Below are 18,755 nucleotides of genomic sequence, written 5' to 3'. Positions count from 1 at the left end.
GCCCCGCGTATCATTCGGTCGCGGGGCTTTTTTTGGCCTGATGGTTTTGCGCTTCCAGAACAGTGACAGTGGCTGTCGTACCGGCCCTTAATCGATTCTTGCCGGCATAGTCACCATCAATGCCGATGCGCACCGGCACCCGCTGCGCCAGCTTCACCCAGGTGTAACTCGGATTGATATTGGCCAGCAGTCGGCCACCCGTGGCGTTTTCCCGGTCGGCGATGGCAAAGGCGATGCTCTGGACCGTGCCACCAAAGGTTTCTCCGCTCATCAACTGCACGCGCACGCGGTCCCCCTCTTCGATTCGCGGCAATTTGGTCTCTTCAAAGTAACCGCTGACGTAGAACGAATCGCTGTCGACCAGTGCCAGCAGTGCACCACCCGCAACCGCGTAATCACCCTGTCGGGTCAGCAGATTAGTGACGTAACCGCTGACCGGCGATTCGACACGAGTACGCTGCAAGTCCAGTTCCGCCTGAGTCAGTGCAGCAATCGCCAATTGCACATTGGCCTCGGCCAGCCCGAGATTGGCCTGATTGCGCAACAGATCAGCCTGAGCCACCGCCACATCGGTATTGGACTTCTCCCATTCTTCCCCGGAAATTGCAAAACCCTGCTTGAGCGTACGCCGGCGCCGCTCTTCGCTCTGGCGTTGTTTGAGCAGCGCTTCACTGGCAACGATGGATGCCTGTGATTGCCCCAGCGTCGCCTTCGCCACCTCGACCGAACGCCGCGCATGCTCGACTGCCAGGCTATAGCGCGCCGGATCGATCTCCATGAGCAATTGCCCCTTGTCGACATGCTGGTTGTCCTGCACCACGAGGCTGACGATACGCCCGGAAACATCGGCTGATAGCGTCACCACATCCGCCCTCACCCGCGCATCCCGCGTCCAAGGCGCACGGGTGTAATGCTCCCAGGCAAACCAGCCAAGCACGATGGCCAGCAACACCACCGCTAATGTCGTTGTTCGAGCGAGTAACACTTTCAAGGCATCAGGCTCCCATCAGCAAAATCAGCGAGGCACAAACGCATGCATACAAGGCGCCCTCAAACAGCGCCTCGTGCCAGACCAGTCGCAACACACCCAGACGTCGCAAACACCAGTCCAGGAGCATAAATATCGGTATCGCCAGCAATAGGGCCTGGGCAATGGGTGGCAGATAAACGCCACCCATTTCGAAATCAATGGGCAAGGGCCGGTTCTCCTTCCGAGACGTTACGTTGCAGGTATTCGCCGTGGCGTTTCAGGAAAGACACGACGATCAACAGCGCCACGCGCATGCGAAACACCGACCACAAATGTTCGTGGCTGGCGACGTGCAACTCGTCCAGCTCATCACCCAATAGCTGGAGCGAGGTCAACAACGCTTGCAATTGCACGTCCTGGCGCCCGGCCACAAAACGGCCGGTCTTGCGCAGCGCCGAAGCCAATTGCTGGCTGAACGCGTCCGTCAGCAGTGCATTGTTCTGTGCCTGCTGCCGGAGTTGATGCATTGCTACGCCCAATGCGACGCACGCCAGACTGATTTCATAGAGCTGCTGCATGGCGCGCTCGCTCACGGCCGGCAGCAAGCCAAGCATGCTGGTCAGTCGGTCGACCATACGGCTTTCGAAAGCGAATTGCTGTTCATCGGTGGCCGGTTTTTTGGTCAGTTCATAAACCTGCTCACGCGCCTCGTTATAAAAGCGGCGAATGCGCAATGCCGGACGGAACGGGAAAATCCATGCGTAGACCATCAAAGCGAGCATCGCCGCGCTGACATAGGCGCCGGCGAATTCGAACCATTGAATCGCAGTGTTCTGCCCGGTGCCGACATTCTGTGGGCCGAGCAGGAGGAAACTCGACAACCCCAGGCCCATACCAATGCCCGCGGTCGTCGGGCTCGCCAAACCGACAGCGATCACGTACAGCAGCGGTGCCAGCATCAACGCCAATGGCTCGAAATCACTGATGGTCGGCACCAGCATGAATTGATAGAACGCCGAGACCACCAGTGCCAGTCCCAACCCACGCGCGTAACTCTGCGCGGCCATCAGTGGCCGCGGGAATGTCGCCATCAGCGAACAGAGAATCCCCACCAGAATCATCCCGCCCCGCGCCCCATCCCAGGCGGTTTCGATCCAGATCAACCCGGCTACCAGTAATGCGGTAAAGGCGCGGATGGCGTTCATTGAAGCCAGTGTGAAATCAAGATGCAGCGGGCTGGCCTGACCGCGATACAGACAACTGGCTTCGCGCCCTTCCTGAATGGCATCACTCAACTCCAGAATCTGCTCCAGTTGCTGCAACAGCCGCGCCTGCTCCCAGCGTAACGCCCACGCCAGCGAGCGCAGGATAGCGCTCATGTCTTCGGTCAGTTGTTCGGCCTCATACGCCAAGGCTTCAAACTGCTGCTGCAGCGTGATGAATTGATGCCGCCGCTCGGCGGGCAGCGCTCGGCCCAACTGCGCCAACTGGTCGAGAAGTGCCAGCTCTTCTGCACGCAAGCGCTGTACGTCCAGAGGAAGATCGCCCTCCCAACGTTCGGTGAGCAATTCGCGCTGATGACGTAATGCAGTCAAACGCGAGGTCAGCAACATCAGTTGATTACCCAACAGCAGCACTAGATTGTCGGCACCGCGCAACCGTGGGGCATCGAAATACAGATGGCGGCGCAACCCTTCGAGCGCGCTGATTTCACCGAGCAACTGCATCTGACGGCGCTGAAAGTCGGCTTCACTTTCTTCTGTTCGAATCACCGCAGCGGAGTGACTGGCAGCCAGTTTGATCACCTGATCGACCTTGGCGAAGTAACCTTTGGCAACTGCTTCTGGACGCGCGGTGAGCAGGCTGACCACGCAGACGCACGCTACGGCCAGCAAGGTTTCGGTAACGCGGGTGACAGCCAGCAGAAAGGTGCCATCCTGGTCGGGAATGGCCAGCAATGCCACCACCACGGCGGTATAACCACTGAGCACAAACGCCTGAGAACTGGTATAGCGCAGCAAGGTGCCGCCCGCGGTGCAGAGCGCCAGCCACAGTGCCAGCGTTGTGATGAACGGAAGCGGCGCCTGCGGGAATATCGCCATGATCAACACCGCCACCGCAGCACCCAGCGTGGTGCCAATCACTTGACCGAAACTACGCGCCAGCGCCATGCCGGCCAACGGCTGGCTGACAATCACGACGGCCATGATCGACCACTTGGGTTGGTCGAGATCGAACAAAAACGCCAGATACAGCGTCAACAGCCCGGCGGCAATGGTGCGCAGGGCAAACAGCAGGACAGCCTGACCGGGATGGATCACGACCTGGAAATAATTGCGCAGGGCTTGCATGGGGGCTCTCATCGAAGCGACTCCTGCAAGCGTAGACTCTGCATCGAATGCCTGATGGGTAACTGAATCGACAGATGTTGTAGGGCGATTCGCATGCACGGGGTTTGACTCACGGCCCTCGCTGGTCGAAGCTTGCCGTTCTGCTATAGAACGCCAGTTCACGGAAATCTGCATGCCTCAGTCCCGCCGCTACCTGCTTATCAGCCTTGGCCTTGTGCTGCTCGTCGTCATCGCCTGGTTATCCCTGCGCTCCACCGCCCCGGTGGTGCCGGAAGCGATCAAGCGCGGCTACAGCGAAGCCCTGACGGCCGCCCGTTCCGGTCAGCCGGGAGCCGCGCGACAGTTGTATCAGCAATTGGGTCGCCCGGACCTGTCGGTCAAACGCAGTGTCTGGCTGCTGGCCGAGCTGCCCAACTATCCGAGCCCGCAAGCGCTGAAACTGGCCGATGCCCATCTGCAGAACGAAGCCCCCGAAGTACGGCTGGCAGCGATTCAAAGTGTGGTCGGACTGGTGCCCGGCGGGCAACGCAGTCTGCTGCTCGGGCCGATGCTCGACGATGAGGACCAAAACATACGGTTCGCCGCGATCAACGCCCTGCTCGGTCTGACGCCGGATGAACTGGGGCTGTATTTCGCCCCGCTGCAGCAGGCGATCGATGGCTGGGAACAAGCGCTCAAGGGACAGCCGGAAAGCGCCGCCACCTATGCGCAACTGGCACGCCTGTATCTGCACAACGCCGAACTCAAACAGGCCCAACAAGCGCTGGACAACACCCTGCGGCTGGAACCGGGCAACCTGCCGGCACTGGTGATGCAGATCGATGTCCTCGACCGCCAGGGTCAGAGCGACGCCGCCCGCCAGTTGCTCGCCAAACAGTTGCAGGCGCAACCGGATTCCGCCTACCTGCAACACGCGCTCGGACTGTGGCTGTTGCACCACGGCCAGCGCGAATTCGCCCTGCTCGGCTTGTCCAAAGCGGTGGAGCTGGAGCCGGACAACAAGGATTACCGCTACGACCTCGCCACCACCCTGCACGCTGCCGAAGAGCTGGAGGCGGCGCAAAAGCAGTTGCAGGAAGTCGTCCAGCGTCACCCAGCCGACCGCAAGGCGCGAGTGCTGCTGATCAATTACTGGAAGGAAAGCGGCCAGTTGCAGAACGTGCAGATTCTGCTCGCGCAACTGGAGCAGATGAACCCTGATGACCCGGCGTTACAGCAGGGACTCTGAGCCTTTACCCGCTGATTCAATGACATTTTGATATCGAAACATCGGAACCGTCATGACTGGCAGCGGTCAAGTAATCAGGTAGAGCACAACGGCTGATACAGCCTGCTGCCTCGATTCCCCTAGTCATGAGAGGGCATTCTTTGTCTACGTCCAACGAGTTGATCAGTGCAAAAGCCGCCACCGGCATCATTGGCCTGGATGACATCCTCGCCGGTGGTCTGTCCCGAGGGCATGTGTTTTTGCTCGAAGGTGAACCCGGTACAGGCAAAACCACCGTCGCGTTGCATTTCCTGATGGCGGGCGCCCGTGCCGGCGAACGCTGTCTGTACATCACGCTGTCGGAAACCGAGCGTGAATTGCGTCAAGGCGCGGCCTCCCACGGCTGGGAGCTGAACGAGAACATTGAAATCTTCGAGCTGACGCCACCCGAAAGCCTGCTCAACGCCGAGCATCAGCAAAGCCTGCTGTACTCCTCCGACCTTGAGCTGGGCGAAGCCACCAAGCAGATTTTCGAAGTGGTCGAGCGCTTCAAGCCCACCCGCGTGGTGCTCGACAGCCTGTCGGAGATCCGCCTGCTGGCGCAGAGTTCGCTGCGCTACCGCCGGCAGATTCTGGCGATCAAACATTACTTCGTGCGTTACGACGCCACCGTCCTGCTGCTTGACGACCTGACCACCGAGTCCCTCGACAAGACCGTGCACAGCGTCGCCCACGGGGTGATCCGCCTCGAAGAACTGACGCCAAATTACGGTGCCGAGCGCCGCCGCGTGCGCATCGTCAAGTATCGCGGCCAGAAATACCGTGGCGGTTACCACGACTTCACCATCATGGGCGACGGCGTCCATGTGTTCCCACGACTGGTCGCCGCCGAACACCGCAGCGACTACCCGCGCCTGCAATTGACCAGCGGCATCAAGGAAATGGACGCCCTGCTCGGCGGCGGCATCGAGACCGGCTCCAGCACGCTGATTCTCGGCCCGGCCGGTACCGGCAAATCGCTGATTTCGATGATCTTCGCCGCTGCTGCAGTAGCCCGGGGCGAAAAAGCGGCGCTGTTCATCTTTGATGAAGAGCTGGGCCTGCTGTTCGAGCGCATGAAAAATATCGGCATCGACCTCAAGGCCTTGCAAGCCACCGGCAACCTGCTGATCGATCAAGTGGACGCCGCCGAGCTGTCCCCCGGCGAGTTCTCGCACCGGGTGCGTCGTTGCGTAGACGAAGGCAACATCAAGACCGTGGTGATCGACAGCATCAACGGCTATCAGGCCGCGATGCCGGAAGAAAACGCGCTGGTGCTGCACATGCATGAGTTGCTGCTGTATCTGAACCGCAAAGGCGCGGCGACCTTCATGACCGTTGCCCAACATGGCCTGGTCGGCGACATGCAGGCGCCGGTCGACATCACTTACCTGGCCGACACGGTGATCCTGCTGCGCTACTTCGAAGCCATCGGCAAAGTTCGCCGAGCCATTTCCATTATCAAGAAACGCACCGGCAGCCACGAATCGACCATCCGTGAATACCGCATTTCGGGCCAGGGCATGACCATCGGCGAACCGCTGGAAGCGTTCCAGGGCGTGCTGCGTGGCGTGCCGACTTACCTCGGCGCGAGCAATCCGCTGTTGCGGGAAGAAACCTTGTGACAGCCTCCGTATCACTGCCGGAACGGGCGCTGATCCTGGCGCCCATGGGTCGGGACAGCCAAGTGGCGCTGATGATCCTCAATGAGGCCGGTTACGGCGGAGTCATCACCCCGGATCTGGGTGCACTGTGCGCAGAGCTGGAGCCTGGCGCCGGACTTTTGTTGATTGCCACCGAAGCGCTGCGCGGCCCCGAGCTGGAAAGTCTTCTGCATTTTCTCGAACAGCAACCGGCCTGGTCGGATCTGCCGATCGTCTTGTTGACCCACCACGGCGGCCCGGAACCCGGCCCCTCCTCGCGCCTGAGCAAACTGCTGGGCAACGTCACGTTCCTTGAGCGCCCGTTTCATCCGGCGACCCTGGTCAGTCTGGTCTCCACCGCCCTGCGCGGGCGACGACGACAGTACGAAGCCCGCGACCGCCTGATCGATTTGAGTGAAAGCGAACGCCGACTGCAATCGACCCTGGAAACCCTTGAGCAACAGGTCGAGGAACGCACCGCGCAACTGCGCCACAACGAAGAAGCCCTGCGCCAGTCACAGAAAATGGAAGCGGTCGGTCAGTTGACCGGCGGCATCGCTCACGACTTCAACAACATGCTCACCGGGATTATCGGCAGCCTTGAACTGCTGCGCCGGCGGCTGGCTCGCGGACGCCTTGATGACCTCGACAGCCTGATCGATCTCGGTGTTACTTCAGCCAACCGCGCGGCCGGCCTGACCCACCGTTTGCTGGCGTTTTCCCGCCGGCAATCGCTGGACTCCAAAGCCGTGCAGATGAACACACTGGTGCTGTCGATGGGCGAGCTGCTGCAGCGCAGCCTCAACGAAAGTATCCAGCTGGAGATGCGCCTCAACGACCAGTTGTGGATCGCCGAAGCGGATCCCAATCAACTGGAAAGCGCCCTGCTCAACCTGGTACTCAACGCCCGCGATGCAATGCCCGAGGGCGGCAAACTGGTGGTCGAAACCAGCAATCAGGTGCTTAAGCCGGAATTCACCGAGGCCTACCCGAATCTCGAACCCGGCGACTACGTGATGCTCAGCGTCACCGATAACGGCAGTGGCATGGCGCAGAGCGTGGTCAGCCGCGCGTTCGATCCGTTCTTCACCACCAAGCCGATCGGCCAGGGCACCGGGCTGGGTCTGTCGATGATTTACGGCTTCAGCAAGCAGTCCCGTGGTCACGTCTCGATCGACAGCGAAATCGATCAGGGCACCACGGTCAAACTGTACCTGCCGCGTTTTCGCGGTGAAGAGCTGGAGCATCCGGTGTCCGATGTTCAGCAGGCTCCGGAAGCAATGGATGGTGAAACCGTGTTGATCGTCGAGGACGACCCCGCCGTGCGCGTACTGGTCAGCGCGGTGCTCAGTGAGTTGGGTTATGCGTTTGTCGAAGCCGGCGATGCCGACGGCGCCGTGCCGATCCTCAACTCGACGCAGCGCATCGACCTGCTGATCAGTGACGTCGGCCTGCCAGGCATGAACGGCCGGCAACTGGCGGAAATCGGCCGGCAGTATCGGCCGGGGCTGAAGGTGCTGTTCATCACTGGATATGCCGAGCACGCGGCAGTGCGCGGTGGTTTCCTCGACCCGGGCATGCAGATGATCACCAAACCGTTCACTTTCGATCTGCTGACCGCCAAAGTCCGCGAGATGATCCAGAACTGATCCCCCAAAACGACTGTAGGAGCTGCCGCAGGCTGCGATCTTTTGATCTTGTTTTTTAAGATCAAAAGATCGCAGCCTGCGGCAGCTCCTACAGGGGGAGCATCAGCCGCTATGGATCAGGCCAGCAATTCCTGAATCTTTTCCTGCAATACGTCCAGATCGAACGGTTTTTCCAGGATCGGCGCCTTGCGCGTGATCGGGCTGCCGGTCTCGCGGATTTCCTGCGGGTAACCGCTGATGAAGATCACCTTCAGATCCGGGCGCAGTTTTACTGCCGGCTCCGCGATCTGCACGCCGGAGATCCCGCCCGGCAGGCGGAAGTCAGTGATCAGCATGTCCAGATGCGGCTTGCTCGCGAGGATCTCGAACGCCTGCTCGCCGTTTTCGGCCTGCAACACGCGGTACCCCTGCCCCGACAGGTAATCTGTCAGCACCATCAAGATAACCGGTTCGTCCTCGACGACGAGTACTACATCTTGTGCATCTACGCTCATGGGAAGCCTTTGTTCGGTCAATAGCTGCTGATACGACCGTGCGGTCACTCAGAGGTTGCGTCGGATATGCCGTTTTCCTGGATTGGCAGACAAACGCGAAACAGGGCGCCTTCGTTGATTTGACTCTCGACGACGATGGAACCGCCATGGGCGGCGACGATCTGCTCGGAAATGAACAGACCCAGCCCGAGACCAGCCACTACCGTCTTGGCGGAAACCCGTTCGAACTGTTGGAAAATGCGCTTCTGGTTCTCTTCGCTGATGCCGATGCCACGGTCCTGAACCTCAACCCGCGCCTCGTCGCCTTCACGGTACACGCGCACCTGAATCGGGCTGCGACCACCGTAGCGCAAGGCATTGGTCAGCAGGTTGGAGACCACCTGCTCGATGCGGAATTCGTCCCAGTAACCTTCCACCGGCTGCGGCGCGGTGAACGACACTTCGGTCTCCGCCGCCTCTATCTGCTGGGCGAAATTCTGCAGCAGGTTGCTCACCAGTTGCGTCAGGTCGAAACGATTCGGCCGGATCGACAGCTTGCCGGTGCGGATGCGCGAAACGTCGAGCATGTCTTCGATCAGCCGGATCAGACTTTTGATCTGGCGCTCGTCGCGATCGACCATCGCGTGCATCTTGTCGAGGGTGAACGCCGCGGCGTTGTCCCGCGCCAGGTGCATCTTGCGCAACTGGGTTTCGAGTATCAGGCCATTGAGCGGCGTGCGCACTTCGTGAGCGACGATTGACATGAAGTCATCGCGCATACGCACGGCCTGCTCCAGCTCCAGTTGCGTACTTTGCAGTTGTTGCAGCAGCGCTTCCTGCTCGCGACGCGCCTGCTCCAGGGCTTCGACCTGTTGCTTCATGGCCTTGCTCTGGCGGTACAGGTCGACGAATACGTTGACCTTGCTCTTCACCGCGTGGATATCCAGCGGCTTGTGCAGGAAGTCCACCGCCCCGCTCTCGTAGCCCTTGAACGCGTAGTTCAGTTCACGGCCGGCGGCGCTGACGAAAATGATCGGAATGTTCTTGGTTTTCTCGGTGCCGCGCATCAACTCGGCGAGCTCGAAGCCGTTCATCCCCGGCATCTGCACGTCGAGGATGGCCATGGCGAACTCGTGTTGCAGCAGCAGCGAAAGTGCCTCGTCCGCCGACAGCGCCTTGTACACCGTGCGATCCTCGCGCTTGATCAGCGCTTCGAGGGCCAGCAGGTTCTCCGGCAGATCGTCGACGATCAGCAATTTGGCCTGGATATTACTCAGCATGCGATTCGTTCCAGCTCGACAAGCAGACGGCCGATGCCGTGAATGGGTAGGACATGGTCAGGCTGCTGAATTTTCAGCGCAGCCAGAGGCATGGTGGCGACCTGTGCGTCCTGCGGGTCTTGAACGATGGTCAGTCCGCCGCGCTGCTTGACTTGCGCCAGGCCGCGAGCGCCATCGTGATTGGCGCCGGTCAGCAACACGGCAGCCAGGGTTTCGCCGTAAACATCAGCGGCGGACTCAAACAAGTAGTCGATGGCAGGTCGGGAATGGTGTACGCGGTCCTCAAGACTCAGCGACAGACTGCGATCCTGTTCCACCGACAGGTGATACCCGGGCGTGGCGAAATAAACCGTGCCGGGCATGATGTCTTGCTTGTCGGTCGCCTCTGCCACCGGCAGCATCAGGCGCCGGGAGAACACTTCGGCCAACTGACTGCGCCGCTCCTCCGGCAGGTGCAGCACCACAATGATCGGCAACACGTAGCCCTGGCGCAACGGCGCGAGCAGAGTCAGCAGGGCCTCAACCCCACCGGCTGAAGCACCGACCACGATGGCCTCGACACGAGGCAAATCCACGGCATCGTTCATAATTTGCGGTAGATCCGTTCTTGTTTGACCAACGGTTCGAACTGATTCGAGTAACCGGAAAAATCCAGCGTTTCCTTGCTGCCCAGCACCAGAAAGCCACGGTGGCACAGCGATTCGTGAAACAGACCGAAGGCACGGTCCTGAAGTTTCTTGTTGAAGTAAATCAGTACGTTGCGGCAGGAAATCAATTGCGTTTCGGAGAACACGCTGTCCGTCGCCAGGCTGTGATCGGCGAAGGTCACGTTTTCACACAGGCTCTTGTCGAAGATCGCGTAGCCATAGGCTGCGGTGTAGTAATCGGCAAAGGAACGCTGACCGCCGGCCTGCTGGTAATTGGCGGTATAGGCGCGCACGTTCTCCATCGAGAAAATGCCCTGCTTGGCCTTGTCCAGCGAGCGCGGGTTGATGTCGGTGGCGTAGATGATCGTACGATCGAGCAAGCCTTCTTCGCGCAGCAGAATCGCCATCGAATAAACCTCCTCGCCAGTGCTGCACCCGGCGATCCAGATCTTCAGCGACGGATAAGTGCGCAGCAGCGGCACCACTTCCTTGCGGATCGCCAGAAAGTGCGACGGATCGCGGAACATCTCGCTGACCGGGATCGTCAGCAACTGCAGCAACTGCATGAACGCCGTGGGATCGTGCAGGACTTTCTCCTGCAACGCCGAGATCGTTGCGCATTCGAACTGACTCAAGGCGTGCTGCACCCGGCGCTTGATCGAAGCGCCCGAGTAATCACGAAAATCGTAGCTGTACTTGAGGTAGATCGCCTCAATCAACAGGCGTAATTCGATTTCGCTGTTGCGCTCCGCGGAGTGACTGCTATCCACTAAATGCGTTCCATCTTCGGTAACCACACGCGAATCAACGAGAACAGGCGATCCAGATCGATCGGCTTGGCCAGATAATCGTTGGCGCCCGCCTGCAGGCAGCGCTCCTGATCGTCTTTCATGGCCTTGGCCGTCACTGCGATGATCGGCAGTTTGCGCCAGCGCGGATCCTTGCGGATTTCAATGGTGGCTTCAAAACCATCCATCTCCGGCATCATCACGTCCATCAGCACCAGGTCGATGTCCTCGATTTCATTCAACTTATCAATCGCTTCGCGACCGTTACGGCCGATCACCACGACTGCGCCCTTGTGCTCCAACGCACTGGTCAGGGCGAAGATGTTGCGCACATCGTCGTCCACCAGCAGCACCTTGCGGCCTTCGAAGACCTTGTCGCGGCTGCGGGCGGTCTTGAGCATCTTCTGCCGTTCATGGGACAACTGCGATTCGACTTTGTGCAGAAAGAGTGTCACCTCATCCAGCAGGCGTTCCGGCGAGCGCGCGCCCTTGATGATGATCGAGCGCGAATACTTGCGCAGCTCGGCCTCTTCATCGCGGGTCAGGTTGCGTCCGGTGTAGACGATCACCGGCGGGAACGAGCAGATGTCCTCGGTCGACATGCGCTTGAGCAGATCGTTGCCGAGCATGTCCGGCAATTTCAGGTCGATCACCATGCAGTCGTAAATCGTCGTGCGCAGTTTCTCCAGCGCGTCTTGCGCCAGACCGACGGCGGTGATCTCGATGTCCTCGTCGCCGATCAGGCGGGCAATGCTTTCGCGTTGCAGATCGTCATCTTCGACCAGCAGCACGCGCTTGACCTTCTGAGTCAGCTTGGCTTCGAGACGGGCGAACACGTCTTTGAGCTCTTCGCGGGTGGTCGGCTTGACTGCATAACCGATCGCGCCCATGTGCATCGCCGCTTCAACGCGGTCTTCGACCGAGATCACATGCACCGGGATGTGCCGGGTTTCGGCGTGTTCTTTCAGGCGTTGCAGCACGGTCAGACCGGAGTGATCCGGCAGACGCATGTCGAGCAGGATCGCGTCCGGCACGAACTCGCGGGCCAGGTCATAACCTTCATCCGCTCCGTGCGCCACCAGACACTGATAACCCAGTTCGTGGGCCAGGTCGTAAAGGATGTGGGCGAAATTCGGCTCGTCTTCCACCACCAGAATGCAGCGCGTGGCGAATGGCGCCTTGCCACGGTCGTCGGCAAAGCGCGGGATGTGCACCGGCGCCAGCGGCGACACCGCGATCGATGGCGGCTGCACCACCGGGGCCGGGGCCGATACCGGCGGCGTGAAGGTCAGCGGGATCGCAGGGCTGTCACCCGGCTCGCTGTATTGCTGCGGCAGCACCAGGGTAAACACACTGCCCTGCCCCGGCGCGCTGCTGACACTGATCGAGCCGCCGAGCAAGGCTGCCAGATCACGCGAGATCGACAGGCCCAGACCGGTGCCACCGTATTTGCGGTTGGTGGTGCCGTCAGCCTGACGGAACGCTTCGAAGATGCTTTCCTGCTGATCTGCGGCGATACCGATCCCCGAATCGCGCACGATGAATGCAATGCGCTCGTTCGGCTGGCCGGCGATGGTCAGGCTGACCGCGCCGTGTTCAGTGAACTTCACGGCGTTGGACAGCAGGTTCTTGATCACCTGCTCCAGACGCTGGCGATCGGTGTACAGCATGATTGGCGCATCCGGCTGCAACTCGACGCTGAACGTCAGTTGCTTGTCCGCCGCCAGCGGTTCGAACACGCTGCGCAGGCCGTCGGCCAGACGCGCGACACTGGTGTTTTCCGGGATCACTTCCAGCTTGCCGGCCTCGACCTTGGAAATGTCGAGAATGTCGTTGATCAGGTTCAGCAGATCGTTGCCCGCCGAATAGATCGACTCGGCGAACTTGACCTGTTCGGCCGTCAGATTGTCCTGCGGGTTCTCGGCCAGCAACTTGGCGAGGATCAGCGAACTGTTCAGCGGCGTGCGCAGTTCGTGGGACATGTTGGCGAGGAATTCGGACTTGTACTTGCTCGAACGCTGCAGTTCTTCGGCGCGTTCTTCGAGCTGCACCTGAGCCTGATTGAGTTCGGTGTTCTTCTGGTCCATGGCGTCGCGCTGCTCGGCCAGGGTTTGCGCCTGTTCGGCCAACTGCTCGTTGGTCTGCTCCAGCTCGACTTGCTGGGTTTCCAGATGCGCCTGGGACTCCTTGAGAATCCGCGACTGTTCTTCCAACTCCTCGTTGGCGGTTTTCAGCTCTTCCTGCTGCACCTGCAACTCTTCGTTGAGCTGCTGGGTTTCGGCCAGCACTTCCTGCAGACGCTGGCGATAACGTGCCGCTTCGATCGAGGTGCCGATGTTGCCGGCAATCAGTTCCAGCAAATCGATATCGCGGTCGGTGAGCGGGCGCAGGAAGCCCAGTTCGATCACCCCGTTGACCCGGTCATCATCACTGGTCGGCACCACCAGCACACTGTGCGGCAGGCCCGCGCCCAGGCCGGAGCTGACTTTGAAGTAGTCGGCCGGAACCGAATCCAGGCGAATCAGTTGCCCCTGCTGGGCAACCTGGCCGACGATGCCTTCGCCGCTGTAGATCTGCTGATCTTTTTCTTCCTGTTCGCGGGAGAACCCATAGGACGCCACGCGTTTGAGGCCGCCGTGTTCTTCGCGTACGTACAGCGCTGCCACCGCAGTGCCCAGATATTGTGCGCAGAACTGCAGGATGTTGCGCCCCAGCAGGTTAAGCGTCAGTTGCCCCAGCACCTGTTCCGCCAGTTCGGTCTGGCCGCTACGCATCCACGCCTGGCGCTCCAGACGCTCGGCGCTGGCTTGCTGCGCCGCAAGGTTGGCGCTGTAGCTGTCCGAAAGGCTGACCAGATCGCGGCGACCGACATACGCGAGCAAACCGCTGATCGCGGCGATGAACAGCAGGTACAGAGTGATGCTCCAGATCGTGGTACGGCGCACCTCTTCGTTGCGCGTGGTGCGCAACTGCTGCTCCATGTCGATCACGTCTTCGAACTGCTTGCGGATCTCATCGGTCAGGCGCTTGCCGCGCCCGGCCTTGACCGCGCCCCGGTAGTCGCCGCTGGAGCGCTGCAGGTCAATCATCGATTGCGCGTAATTGCTCCATTCGGTCTGCAATGCCTGCAAACGACGCAGACGATCGGTCTGCACCGGGTTGTCGGCGGTCAGTTCGAGCAAGGTATTGAGCGCCACGTTGATCCGCGGCTTGGCGGTCTCGTACGGGTCGAGGAAGTGCTCGTCGCCACTGAGCAGGAAGCCGCGCATGCCGGTTTCCAGATCAACGGTGAGTTTCACCGCTTCGTTGGCGTTATTGATCACCCGGTCGGTGTGTTCCACCCACTGGATCACCGAGAGCAAATAGGTGATCAGCGAAATGAAAAACACTGCACTGATCGCGCCGACGCCCAAAGGCAGACTGATGTTGCGCGTCAGGAGTTTACGGAACCGTGTTTCGTCAACTGTAGACCGAGTGGACATGGGGCAGCCTTGTCGAACTGTCGAAACCCGGGAGTTTGCCCCAAAACGGTACTATGGATCCATTTTTCTCACCGCCATGATGGCAATTTCCTACATTTGCTGCACTTCCCGATCAGGCAACGGGTATCCTTGCCGCCCCGATTTGCAGCTAATCTTTTTCGTATCCGCTCGGGAACTTGTGGCCATGCGCCACTTACTCATGCAAGAGCCCGGCATTTTCGACCGGTCGCCGTTCCGATTTCATTTCTTGAGAGCTATCCCTATGTCCACCCCAGCGCCCACCATCCTTGTAGTAGAAGACGACGACATCGTACGCATGCTCATCGTCGATGTGCTGGAGGAGCTGGATTTCAAGGTGTTGGAGGCGGCAGACGGCGAATCTGCGCTGAACACTCTCGGGGATCAGAGCAAGCATATCGACTTGATGATGACTGACTACGGCCTGCCGGGCATGACAGGCAGTGAACTGGCCGGCAAGGCACGTGAACTGCGCTCCACCCTGCCCGTTCTGTTCGCCAGCGGTTACGCCGAAAACATCGACGTTCCCGCCGGCATGCACGTGATCGGCAAACCCTTCTCGATCGATCAACTGCGTGACAAGGTCAAGGGCATTCTGACCGAGTGATTGGCTTTGATCCGGCAGCGGCTGCAGATGTGCTCTAATTGCGCGCCATTTTCAGCCGCCTGCCTGCAAGGATTACCCGTCAATGACTGCATCACCCGCCACCAAAGTTCTGGTCATCGGTTACGTCTGGCCCGAACCGCGCTCTTCGGCAGCCAGCGGGCATGTGATGCAGATCCTCGAGACGTTTTTGCAGCAAGGCTGGGACATCACCTTCAGCAGCCCGGCCGGCCCGGGCGAGCACAAGGCTGACCTGACCGCGCTGGGCATCCGCGAAGTGCCGATCGAACTCAACAACAGCAGCTTCGATAGTTTCATCAGTGAACTGGCCCCGGATATCGTGCTGTTCGACCAGTTCATGATGGAAGAGCAGTTCGGCTGGCGCGTCGAAAAGCAATGCCCGGACGCCTTGCGCGTACTGGAGACATCCGACCTGCAGAGCCTGCGCCACGCCCGTCACCAACGGCTCAAGGAACGCTTGAAGGACGACCCGGACAATCAGGACTTCAGTGCCCTGTTCGCGCCGGCGCTGCGTGAAGAGTTCGAGTTGATGGCCGACACTGACCTGGCCAAACGGGAAATCGCCGCGTTGTATCGCTGCGATCTGAATCTGATGATTTCCGAAGTTGAAATTCAGTTGCTGGTCGAACAGTTCCAAGTCCCTGGCGACCTGCTGCACTGGTGCCCGCTGATGCTCGAACCGCCGCGCGATTCGTTCGTCCCCTTTGAAGAGCGGGCGCACTTTCTGAGTATTGGCAACTTCCGTCACGCGCCCAACTGGGACGCCGTGCTGTGGATGAAGACCGCCATCTGGCCGCTGATCCGCCAGCAATTGCCCGGCGCCCAACTGCATATCTACGGTGCCTATACGCCGCCCAAGGCCACAGCCCTGCACAACGCGGCGCAGGGGTTTCATGTGATGAACTGGGCAGAAGATGCGCTGCAAGTGATGTCGCAAGCCCGGGTTTGCCTGGCGCCTTTGCGTTTCGGCGCTGGGATCAAGGGCAAGATCGTCGATGCAATGCTCTGCGGCACGCCCAACGTCACGACGCCCATCGGCGCCGAAGGCATGGGCGGCGCATTGCCCTGGCCCGGTGCGATGGCTCAGTCGGCCCAGGCCCTGGCCGACGCCGCTGTAGCGCTGCACGAAGACAGATTGCGCTGGGCTGACGCACAGCAGGCCGGCGTCGCGTTGTTGAATGCGCGCTATCGGCAGACTGATCACGGCCCGGCGCTGATCGCTCGCCTGCAATATTGCCGCGACAACTTGTCAGCATTACGTCGCGCCAACTTTACTGGCAGCATGTTGCGTCACCACTTGCATAAAAGCACCCAATACATGGCGCAGTGGATCGAAGCAAAGAACCATAAAAGTTGATAATTAAAGTGCAAAACCACATTGCCAATACTTTGCAAAGAGTGCTGGCTTGTACTTTTTCCGTTTGCACCAAAGAATAACTTCCGAACTGACCAAACAAGTTTACTGGTCGGAAATTAAACTTTATCTGCAACGGAATGCACCATGAGTAATTACCCTTTCAAAAACTGGATGGCGGCTACACCGGATATGGACCGACTGACCCTTGGCGAAGTGGTCTGGCCCGGCGCGCATAACTCCGGGCTGGATTTTGATTTTCCGTACCCGGCTTACCTCCAACCCGCCCAGAACTGGTTTGTCTGTCAGGACGGTCCGTTCATTCAGCAACTTAATGAAGGCGTGCGTGCCTTCGATTTGCGTCTGCACGCCGATGAACACTGGCTGGGCATCAGGAAGTTTCATACCTTTCATGGCGTGAAACTGCTCCAGGGACGCTCCTTGAGCGAGCTGGTAAAAAGTCTAAACTTTTTCCTCAATGAAAATCCGAACGAGTTCATCGTATTGGACTTACATGAACTCAAGGGCACCAACGATCAGCCATTCGATTACAAGGGTTTCCATGAAGTCATCACAACGGAACTGGCTTCGCGGCTTATTCCCCGAAACAACAGTCATCTGACCCTTGAACAACTTAAAAGGGCCAGTTCGCTACAACGCGTGGTGTTGGCAAGCGAATCGCACCCGGATTTCAATTCGCCCCTGTACTGGCCGAAAATCCGCCATGAATGGAGCGGGTCGGACATCACCTCGCCAGAGCAACTCAAGCAACACATCACCCGAACCCTCGCCAACCCGCCGGTACCCGGCAGCCTCTGGTCATTGTCGGCCACCAGCTACGGCGAACTGGCCGGCGTCAAGCGGATCACCGACGAACTCGATCAATGGTTTGGCCCAGACTCGGGATGGGCGCCGAAGTGCAGCATTATCAATGCCGACTTCATCGGTGGCACTCCACTGATCAGCCATTGCCAGCAGGTCAACCAGTCCAAAGGTCTACGCAAGGCCCGGGGCTGAGGCGCTGGAACTGTCCGTGACGCGCGTGCATGATGGGCGCCTGAACACCACAACAAGACGCATCGGACATGACTCGGGCAACCAGAATCACTGATCCCTCCTACGAACTGATGGACGACCATAACGGGTTGTCCATCATCTACCGTCAGCATGGTTTTCCGTGCCCGTTAGTGCGCTGGCATTTTCACAAGGAATACGAACTGCACCTGATCGTCGCCAGTTCCGGCAAGGTCTTCATCGGTGACTACATCGGCAACTTTTATCCGCAAACACTGTTCCTCACCGGGCCCAATCTGCCGCACAACTGGATCAGCCAGGTGGCCGACGACGAGGTGGTGGAAAAGCGCGACATGCTGGTGAACTTCACCGATGAGTTGTTCGACAGCGGGCACCAGGTGTTCGCCGAACTCAAGACTTTGGCGCCGCTACTGGAGCGTGCGCAATATGGCATCGAATTTCGCGACAAGGATACGATCCGTCAGGCCATGACGTTGATGCAGCGAATTGCCGACACGCGCGGCGTTACCCGTCTCGGACACTTTTTCATTTTGATGGAGCTGCTGGCGGCGACTGACGATTATCAATTGCTGTCCGGCGCCACTAACACGCAACTGGCCGACGAGCACAACATCGACCGCACCAACCGAGCGGTCGACTTCATCTTCGACCATTACGCCCGCGAATTGACTCTTGAAGAAGTCGCCGATCATCTGGGGATGAAGCCGACCTATTTCAGCCGCGTGTTCAAACAGGCCACCGGGCGCAACTTCATCGAATTCGTCAATCGCCTGCGCATCAGCAAATCCTGCGAACTGCTGGCCGATGGCGACAAACCGGTGACCGAGGTGTGTTTCGAGTCGGGGTTCAATAACATTTCCAATTTCAATCGACGCTTCCAGCAACTCAAGGGCATGACGCCGTCGCACTATCGACGCCTCGCTGTACAGCGTCTGACCGAACAAAACCTCGGCTGATATTACCGCCCCTTGTAGGAGTGAGCCTGCTCGCGAAAGCGGTGTATCAGTCAACTGATCGGCAAACTGACACCGCGCTTTCGCGAGCAAGCCCGCTCCCACAAAAAGCATCTTATGCGATGAAACCTGTACTGATTCAATAGCCCCTCCCCACTGAAAAGCCCTTCCCTGCGTCTACCGCAACAAACACCAGTGCAAAAAAGTATTGATTTAAGTGCGACGGATGATTTGTCAGTCC

The 18,755-nt window shown here is 59.3% G+C and carries 15 protein-coding genes; 7 read left to right on the top strand and 8 right to left on the bottom strand.

All coding sequences use genetic code 11. From position 1 onward, the window contains the following. Positions 1-10 precede the first annotated feature (10 nt). Genes CRO59_RS11220 through CRO59_RS11210 form a run of 3 tightly spaced genes read right to left on the bottom strand, consistent with a single transcriptional unit; the run spans position 11 to position 3,321 of the window. Positions 11-991 (bottom strand): HlyD family secretion protein, encoded by a 981-nt coding sequence (locus tag CRO59_RS11220; RefSeq protein WP_027612753.1) that lies wholly within the window; start codon positions 989-991, stop codon positions 11-13. Between the two features lie 4 nt (positions 992-995). Further along, positions 996-1,196: a DUF1656 domain-containing protein gene (locus tag CRO59_RS11215; RefSeq protein WP_027612752.1), complete on the bottom strand. Its 201-nt coding sequence runs from the start codon at positions 1,194-1,196 to the stop codon at positions 996-998. Further along, positions 1,186-3,321, bottom strand: coding sequence for an FUSC family protein (locus CRO59_RS11210; RefSeq protein WP_027612751.1), 2,136 nt, complete (start codon positions 3,319-3,321; stop codon positions 1,186-1,188). Before CRO59_RS11210 ends, CRO59_RS11215 begins: the two co-directional genes overlap by 11 nt. 172 nt (positions 3,322-3,493) lie before the next feature. Here CRO59_RS11210 and CRO59_RS11205 point away from each other — a divergent pair, with 172 nt between their 5' ends. The 3 genes from CRO59_RS11205 to CRO59_RS11195 all read left to right on the top strand — a co-directional run bounded on the left by CRO59_RS11205 (position 3,494) and on the right by CRO59_RS11195 (position 7,859). Then, on the top strand, positions 3,494-4,549 hold the full coding sequence (locus tag CRO59_RS11205) for a tetratricopeptide repeat protein (protein WP_097087409.1): 1,056 nt from the start codon (positions 3,494-3,496) through the stop codon (positions 4,547-4,549). Positions 4,550-4,689: 140 nt separating this feature from the next. After that, the gene (locus tag CRO59_RS11200) at positions 4,690-6,192 is read left to right on the top strand and encodes an ATPase domain-containing protein (RefSeq protein ID WP_027612749.1); all 1,503 of its coding nucleotides are present in this window, start codon (positions 4,690-4,692) and stop codon (positions 6,190-6,192) included. Then, the gene (locus tag CRO59_RS11195) at positions 6,189-7,859 is read left to right on the top strand and encodes an ATP-binding protein (protein ID WP_097087407.1); all 1,671 of its coding nucleotides are present in this window, start codon (positions 6,189-6,191) and stop codon (positions 7,857-7,859) included. The genes CRO59_RS11200 and CRO59_RS11195 overlap by 4 nt, the downstream gene beginning before the upstream one ends. Positions 7,860-7,975: 116 nt before the next feature. On the opposite strand, the gene CRO59_RS11190 is transcribed toward CRO59_RS11195, so the two are convergent. Genes CRO59_RS11190 through CRO59_RS11170 form a run of 5 tightly spaced genes read right to left on the bottom strand, consistent with a single transcriptional unit; the run spans position 7,976 to position 14,529 of the window. Next, positions 7,976-8,353, bottom strand: coding sequence for a response regulator (locus CRO59_RS11190; protein ID WP_003225116.1), 378 nt, complete (start codon positions 8,351-8,353; stop codon positions 7,976-7,978). Between the two features lie 44 nt (positions 8,354-8,397). After that, on the bottom strand, positions 8,398-9,612 hold the full coding sequence (locus tag CRO59_RS11185) for a hybrid sensor histidine kinase/response regulator (RefSeq protein ID WP_027612747.1): 1,215 nt from the start codon (positions 9,610-9,612) through the stop codon (positions 8,398-8,400). Beyond that, positions 9,606-10,199 (bottom strand): chemotaxis protein CheB, encoded by a 594-nt coding sequence (locus tag CRO59_RS11180; protein WP_097087405.1) that lies wholly within the window; start codon positions 10,197-10,199, stop codon positions 9,606-9,608. Before CRO59_RS11180 ends, CRO59_RS11185 begins: the two co-directional genes overlap by 7 nt. Beyond that, positions 10,196-11,029 carry a protein-glutamate O-methyltransferase CheR gene (locus tag CRO59_RS11175; RefSeq protein ID WP_027612745.1) on the bottom strand — a complete coding sequence of 278 codons (834 nt, stop codon included), beginning with the start codon at positions 11,027-11,029 and terminating at the stop codon, positions 10,196-10,198. Before CRO59_RS11175 ends, CRO59_RS11180 begins: the two co-directional genes overlap by 4 nt. After that, positions 11,029-14,529, bottom strand: a complete 3,501-nt coding sequence (locus CRO59_RS11170) for a response regulator (RefSeq protein ID WP_027612744.1) — start codon at positions 14,527-14,529, stop codon at positions 11,029-11,031. Before CRO59_RS11170 ends, CRO59_RS11175 begins: the two co-directional genes overlap by 1 nt. Positions 14,530-14,791: 262 nt before the next feature. On the opposite strand from CRO59_RS11170, the gene CRO59_RS11165 reads away from it, so the two are divergent. The 4 genes from CRO59_RS11165 to CRO59_RS11150 all read left to right on the top strand — a co-directional run bounded on the left by CRO59_RS11165 (position 14,792) and on the right by CRO59_RS11150 (position 18,517). Then, complete coding sequence (locus tag CRO59_RS11165; protein WP_097087403.1) at positions 14,792-15,154, top strand: response regulator; 363 nt, start codon at positions 14,792-14,794, stop codon at positions 15,152-15,154. Positions 15,155-15,236: 82 nt separating this feature from the next. Continuing rightward, positions 15,237-16,529, top strand: a complete 1,293-nt coding sequence (locus tag CRO59_RS11160) for a glycosyltransferase (RefSeq protein WP_097087401.1) — start codon at positions 15,237-15,239, stop codon at positions 16,527-16,529. A gap of 144 nt (positions 16,530-16,673) precedes the next feature. Further along, positions 16,674-17,543 carry a phosphatidylinositol-specific phospholipase C domain-containing protein gene (locus CRO59_RS11155; RefSeq protein ID WP_097087399.1) on the top strand — a complete coding sequence of 290 codons (870 nt, stop codon included), beginning with the start codon at positions 16,674-16,676 and terminating at the stop codon, positions 17,541-17,543. A 68-nt stretch (positions 17,544-17,611) separates the two neighbouring features. After that, on the top strand, positions 17,612-18,517 hold the full coding sequence (locus tag CRO59_RS11150) for an AraC family transcriptional regulator (protein WP_096796578.1): 906 nt from the start codon (positions 17,612-17,614) through the stop codon (positions 18,515-18,517). Positions 18,518-18,755 lie beyond the last annotated feature (238 nt).

Source organism: Pseudomonas sp. LAMO17WK12:I5 (genome assembly GCF_900215165.1).
Classification (GTDB): domain Bacteria; phylum Pseudomonadota; class Gammaproteobacteria; order Pseudomonadales; family Pseudomonadaceae; genus Aquipseudomonas; species Aquipseudomonas putida_A.
The sequence above is the reverse complement of the archived record's forward strand: the minus strand, read 5'-3'. Positions and strand labels throughout refer to the sequence as shown.

Bases quoted from the DNA above. Each gene is read 5' to 3' on its own strand.
- CRO59_RS11180 (WP_097087405.1), bottom strand. From the start codon at position 10,199: ATGAACGATGCCGTGGATTTGCCTCGTGTCGAGGCCATCGTGGTCGGT.
- CRO59_RS11150 (WP_096796578.1), top strand. From the start codon at position 17,612: ATGACTCGGGCAACCAGAATCACTGATCCCTCCTACGAACTGATGGAC.
- CRO59_RS11160 (WP_097087401.1), top strand. From the start codon at position 15,237: ATGACTGCATCACCCGCCACCAAAGTTCTGGTCATCGGTTACGTCTGG.
- CRO59_RS11185 (WP_027612747.1), bottom strand. From the start codon at position 9,612: ATGCTGAGTAATATCCAGGCCAAATTGCTGATCGTCGACGATCTGCCG.
- CRO59_RS11155 (WP_097087399.1), top strand. From the start codon at position 16,674: ATGAGTAATTACCCTTTCAAAAACTGGATGGCGGCTACACCGGATATG.
- CRO59_RS11170 (WP_027612744.1), bottom strand. From the start codon at position 14,529: ATGTCCACTCGGTCTACAGTTGACGAAACACGGTTCCGTAAACTCCTG.
- CRO59_RS11165 (WP_097087403.1), top strand. From the start codon at position 14,792: ATGTCCACCCCAGCGCCCACCATCCTTGTAGTAGAAGACGACGACATC.
- CRO59_RS11210 (WP_027612751.1), bottom strand. From the start codon at position 3,321: ATGCAAGCCCTGCGCAATTATTTCCAGGTCGTGATCCATCCCGGTCAG.
- CRO59_RS11205 (WP_097087409.1), top strand. From the start codon at position 3,494: ATGCCTCAGTCCCGCCGCTACCTGCTTATCAGCCTTGGCCTTGTGCTG.
- CRO59_RS11190 (WP_003225116.1), bottom strand. From the start codon at position 8,353: ATGAGCGTAGATGCACAAGATGTAGTACTCGTCGTCGAGGACGAACCG.